The sequence below is a fragment of the Streptomyces sp. NPDC026417 genome, assembly GCF_055567695.1.
The window spans coordinates 1-4,035 of the sequence record NZ_JBVHPY010000092.1 but is presented as its reverse complement, the minus strand read 5'-3'; the positions used below and the strand labels follow the sequence as shown (position 1 = coordinate 4,035).

3 protein-coding genes and 3 pseudogenes are annotated in these 4,035 nt (G+C 65.4%); 2 read left to right on the top strand and 4 right to left on the bottom strand.

All coding sequences use genetic code 11. The features are described from left to right. Positions 1-92 (top strand): annotated as a pseudogene (locus ACZ4NT_RS38945) (IS5/IS1182 family transposase); the annotation flags it as partial. A gap of 1,532 nt (positions 93-1,624) precedes the next feature. On the opposite strand, the gene ACZ4NT_RS38940 reads toward ACZ4NT_RS38945, so the two are convergent. The 3 genes and pseudogenes from ACZ4NT_RS38940 to ACZ4NT_RS38930 form a co-directional block, all read right to left on the bottom strand. Then, positions 1,625-2,089 (bottom strand): transposase, encoded by a 465-nt coding sequence (locus tag ACZ4NT_RS38940; RefSeq protein WP_467730157.1) that lies wholly within the window; start codon positions 2,087-2,089, stop codon positions 1,625-1,627. After that, a complete protein-coding gene (locus tag ACZ4NT_RS38935) occupies positions 2,086-2,688 on the bottom strand; it encodes a helix-turn-helix domain-containing protein (RefSeq protein ID WP_467730155.1) in 603 nt (200 codons plus the stop codon). Before ACZ4NT_RS38935 ends, ACZ4NT_RS38940 begins: the two co-directional genes overlap by 4 nt. A gap of 106 nt (positions 2,689-2,794) precedes the next feature. Beyond that, positions 2,795-2,971: pseudogene (locus ACZ4NT_RS38930) on the bottom strand (IS701 family transposase); the annotation flags it as partial. A 37-nt stretch (positions 2,972-3,008) separates the two neighbouring features. On the opposite strand from ACZ4NT_RS38930, the gene ACZ4NT_RS38925 reads away from it, so the two are divergent. Next, positions 3,009-3,155, top strand: a complete 147-nt coding sequence (locus ACZ4NT_RS38925) for a hypothetical protein (protein ID WP_467730154.1) — start codon at positions 3,009-3,011, stop codon at positions 3,153-3,155. 90 nt (positions 3,156-3,245) lie between these two features. On the opposite strand, the pseudogene ACZ4NT_RS38920 reads toward ACZ4NT_RS38925, so the two are convergent. Then, positions 3,246-4,035 (bottom strand): annotated as a pseudogene (locus tag ACZ4NT_RS38920) (IS701 family transposase); the annotation flags it as partial.

The following is a 4,035-nucleotide window of genomic DNA, read 5'->3' as shown; positions in this document are numbered from 1 at the left end:
GCTACGAACGCCACCCCCGCAACTACCTGGCGTTTCTCGGACTCGCCGCCGCCCTCTGCTGCTACAAGAGGCTCCTCCGCCTCACCACATAGGACCGTCTTAGGTAGATACGGCAGGGGCTGTTCACGGGAGGATCTCCCGACGGATCGCCCAGCAACACCCACAGGCCCGCGAGACGGGCCACCCATGCCGGGCGTCCGGAACCGGCATCACGTGTTCAAGTGCAACAGCCGCACCATCGACGGAACACCGCTAGACCTCATGGTATGGGGCTGGTTCCTCGGGTATTGGGCATCCTGCTCGCCGCAGTCGTGATCGCGCCAATCAAGAGGGAGTCGTGCAATGCCCGGCGGGGATCCCGTACGGCGACGGCTCCGCGGTTCCGCTCGCTCTCTGCCGCGGCCCTCGTTTGACACGTTCTTGCGGCGCAGGGCCTGGTCAGCGTCGACACTTCGGGGAATTAGCGAGGGTGTTCCGGAGGGTCCAGGTGAAAGAGGTCACGCCTCTACTCTCGGCGGTCCCGTTATGCTTCTCCAAGCATAACGGGACGACGCAGGCGTCAAAGACCTAGCGAGCGGCGCCAGATGGCGCCAGCGGACGACGCCCAGGGCAGGCATTGAGCTCACCGTGCAGCGGCGTTCGCGTTCCGGGTAGCTCTCGGGGACGGCGCACGTCCGAGGTAAGCGTTATTCGCGTACAGCACAGCACCAGGATACCCCTGATGGATACAGGGTATCATCACCCCCCAAACCCGTACGGCAGAAAGTGAGTAGTTGTGTCGGATCCAAACGGCAACGGCACGCTGCAGTCCCACTACGCAGCTCAGGTAACCTCTGACCTCGATCAAAATCTCAAAGATCAGGAAGACGTAAAAGCTCAGTTGTCCGTCCTGCAATGCAAGCTGGACCGACTGAAGCAAGATCAAGAACTGTTGGTCATCGTACGTAACGCCGTCGCTGGAGCGTCGGACGGTTCAGCAGATACGCCCGGCCACCCTGACGAGCTCGACGTCGCCGCTGACGCGGTGCCAGTTTCGAAAGAAAGTGGAGTTTCTGCGCCGGTCAGATCTTCGCAGACGCTCCCTCAGCTCGTACTGCTCCAGCTCACGCAGCGACACACCGGCCCCGTCTCCGCCGCGGAGGTGGCACAGAAACTTCAGGAGTCAAATCCTCGGCGGTCAACGAACGTTGTGCTGGTTCGCAACGCACTTGAGGCTCTAGTAGCCAGAGGGGCAGTAGCTCGCACGAAGCAGCAGCGCAGCGTCTTTTACAGCCTGCCCGTGTAATTGGCAGGCTAAAAGTCCCACACGCACAGAATCACAATATCCGACGTGCACATCAGGTACTCACTGATGTGGACAGTCGGATAGCGTAGCACCGGACCCGTTGCCGCGCCGTTGGCAGATCGGCGCGGCATCAGGGTCCCATGCGGACCGTGGTAAGTCTGACCGCCAGGGAGGGCGCCTGTCGCGAGTAATCGCTACTCACGCAGCCACTGCACGAGTGACCTTCATGCTGTCGCAGTCAACAACCGGCAGGTTACTGTAGTGCTGGATTCCTCAAAGGAAGAAGTACATATAGCGGCGGCGTAAGTGCCTGGTGGGTGGTGCTGGTCTGCCCCAGATTCAGGGCCGGGCACGGGAGTTGAGCTGGTCGGTGGCGACTTTGGTGGCGTGGGTGATGTGGCTCGGGTCGCCGAAGGAGCGTCTGGCCAGGGCGGTCTTGCGGAAGATGCGCCACCAGCCTTCTTGGAGGTTGAGCCAGCAGGCGCCGAGGGGGATGAAGACGTGCTTGATGCGTGGATGGTCCTCGAGCCAGGAGCGGGTGGACACGCTGTTGTGCGAGGACGGATTGTCGGTGATTACGTAGATGTCCCCGGCGGGGTTGGCGTCCTCGACCACCTGGAGAAACCGCTGGTAGAAGACGCTGTTGCGGGACGTGGCGGTCATCGTGACCGCTTGACCGTCGCGGACGCGTAAGGCGCCGTAGACCCAGGTTTTCTCCGGCCCGCGGGAGTAGTCGATCTCGTTCTTGATGCGGTGCCCGTCCGGCGACCAGCCCGGTGCCGGTGGGAAAGCGCGGGGGATCACCGGGCCGAGTTCGTCGGCGCAGACCACCGTCGCGCCGGCGGGCGGGCTGGTGTAGAGCTCGACGATCCGCGTCCTTTTCCCTCGAAGTCCGCATCTCTTGAGCGCGTCCAGGATCGCGTGCGCCGCCAGCGGACCCCTTCCGCGACCAGAATCCGGCGCACTTGGGAGCGGCTGACCTCGATGCCCAGGTCCCGGGCTGCGGCAGCCAGTGTGTCCAGGGTCCACTCCGAGGGCCCTGACTCGTCCGCGGCCCACATCTCGTTCGACGGCTGCACCTCGAGTCGGCCGGGCGGGGTCTGCTTGACCAAGCCGACGATCCTTGAGCGTTCGGCTTCGGTGATCCTTCGCTTGCGGCCCTGCCCGCCCAGATCCTCCAGGCCCTCCAGCCCCCGGCGGTTGAAGCGGTGCAGCCAGCGACGCACCGTCTTCTGACCGCACCTCAGCTCGTCGGCGATCTGCGGGACCAGCCAGCCGTCCCAGCTCAGCTCCACCATCCGGCACCGCTCCACCACATCCTTCGGCGCCTTTCTGGCCGACGCCAGGCGGTAGACCACCCCTTGCTCGCCCTCATCACGGCCCGGCCGTGCCCTCAGCACCATGACCCAGCACCCGCCCCCGAAAACCGCAATCGCCCCGCTACTAGCAGCTATACCCACCGAAAGAGGAATCCAGCAGTAGTACTGCAACGGTGCTTGTTCTGAACGTGCCGGCCTCCTCCGCCAGCGTCCAGCCGATCTTCCGCTCCAGCGGAGCTACCAGCCCCCGCATGTAAGCCAGCGCCGACTGACGCGGCTCCTCCCAGCTGAACCGGTGCACGAACCGCTCATGCACCGCCTCGAGTTCACCCGCCCACAACCTGACATCAGCAAGGTCCCCACCCATAACCACACCAACGACCAGGTGAGTCATCGAGCGCACCATGTCCTGGCTGACCGGCTACCGCCGTCTCAACTACAGCCACGAGCACCATCCCCGCGACTACCTGGCCTTTCTCGAACTGGCCTCCGCCCTCTGCTACTACAAACGGCTCCTCAAACTGACCAAGTGGGACACCGTCTCTAGGTAGGACTCCGTTAGGTCTGTCTCGATCTTGATGTCGTGTGTGGCCTGCTTGGCAAGGGCTGGTGGCAGGTGGTGCAGATGCCGGTCCAGCACCTCAGGATGCCCTGGAGGGCGTCGAGGGTCTGGTAGAGAGTGAGTCCGGTGTGGGTGCTTTTGGGGCCAGCCGCTGTTCGGTGAGAAATGCGTGGGCGGCGGTCACGAGGGTGGCGTGGTGCCAGCCGGGCCAGGAGCGGCCTTCGAAGTGGTCCAGGCCCAGGCCGTGCTTGAGTTCGCGGTAGTCGTGCTCGATGCGCCAGCGGACTTTGGCCAGGCGGACCAGGTCGGTGAGCGGGGTGTCGACCGGCAGGCTGGACAGCCAGTAGTCGGTGGGCGCGTCGGCGTCCTCGGGCCACTCGATCAGCAGCCAGCAGTCGGGCAGGATGCCGTCCCACCAGCCCTGTTCGGCCGAGGCGGCGGACCGGATCGGACGCTCGACGGCCGGGCGGACACGCACGGCGGCGAAGCGGGACCGTAACTCTCCTCGCCAGCCCTGCCGCCAGGTGAGGGAGGTGAAGGCCTCCCGCCCGAGCCCGGCCGCCAGGGCCGCAACCGAGGGTGCGGGCTGGCGGTAACGGGGCTGGGGCCAGCAGCCGACCGGGCCCTTGCGCTCCGGGACCACCGGCTTTACGTCGAGCGGATGGGCGCTCACGTCCGCGCGGACGGCCAGCACATAGTCGATCCCCCGCTCTGCGAGGCCGGCCCGCAGTGGGCATTGGCGCCATAGGCGGCATCGGCCACCACGACCGGCGGGCTCATGTTCCAGCCGGCCGGGGTGTCGAGCATGTCCAGGGCCAGCCGCCACTTCTCGCGGTGCCCGACCTCGGGCGGGACACGGGTGGCGGTGC

Bases quoted from the DNA above. Each gene is read 5' to 3' on its own strand.
- ACZ4NT_RS38925 (WP_467730154.1), top strand. From the start codon at position 3,009: ATGTCCTGGCTGACCGGCTACCGCCGTCTCAACTACAGCCACGAGCAC.
- ACZ4NT_RS38935 (WP_467730155.1), bottom strand. From the start codon at position 2,688: ATGGTGCTGAGGGCACGGCCGGGCCGTGATGAGGGCGAGCAAGGGGTG.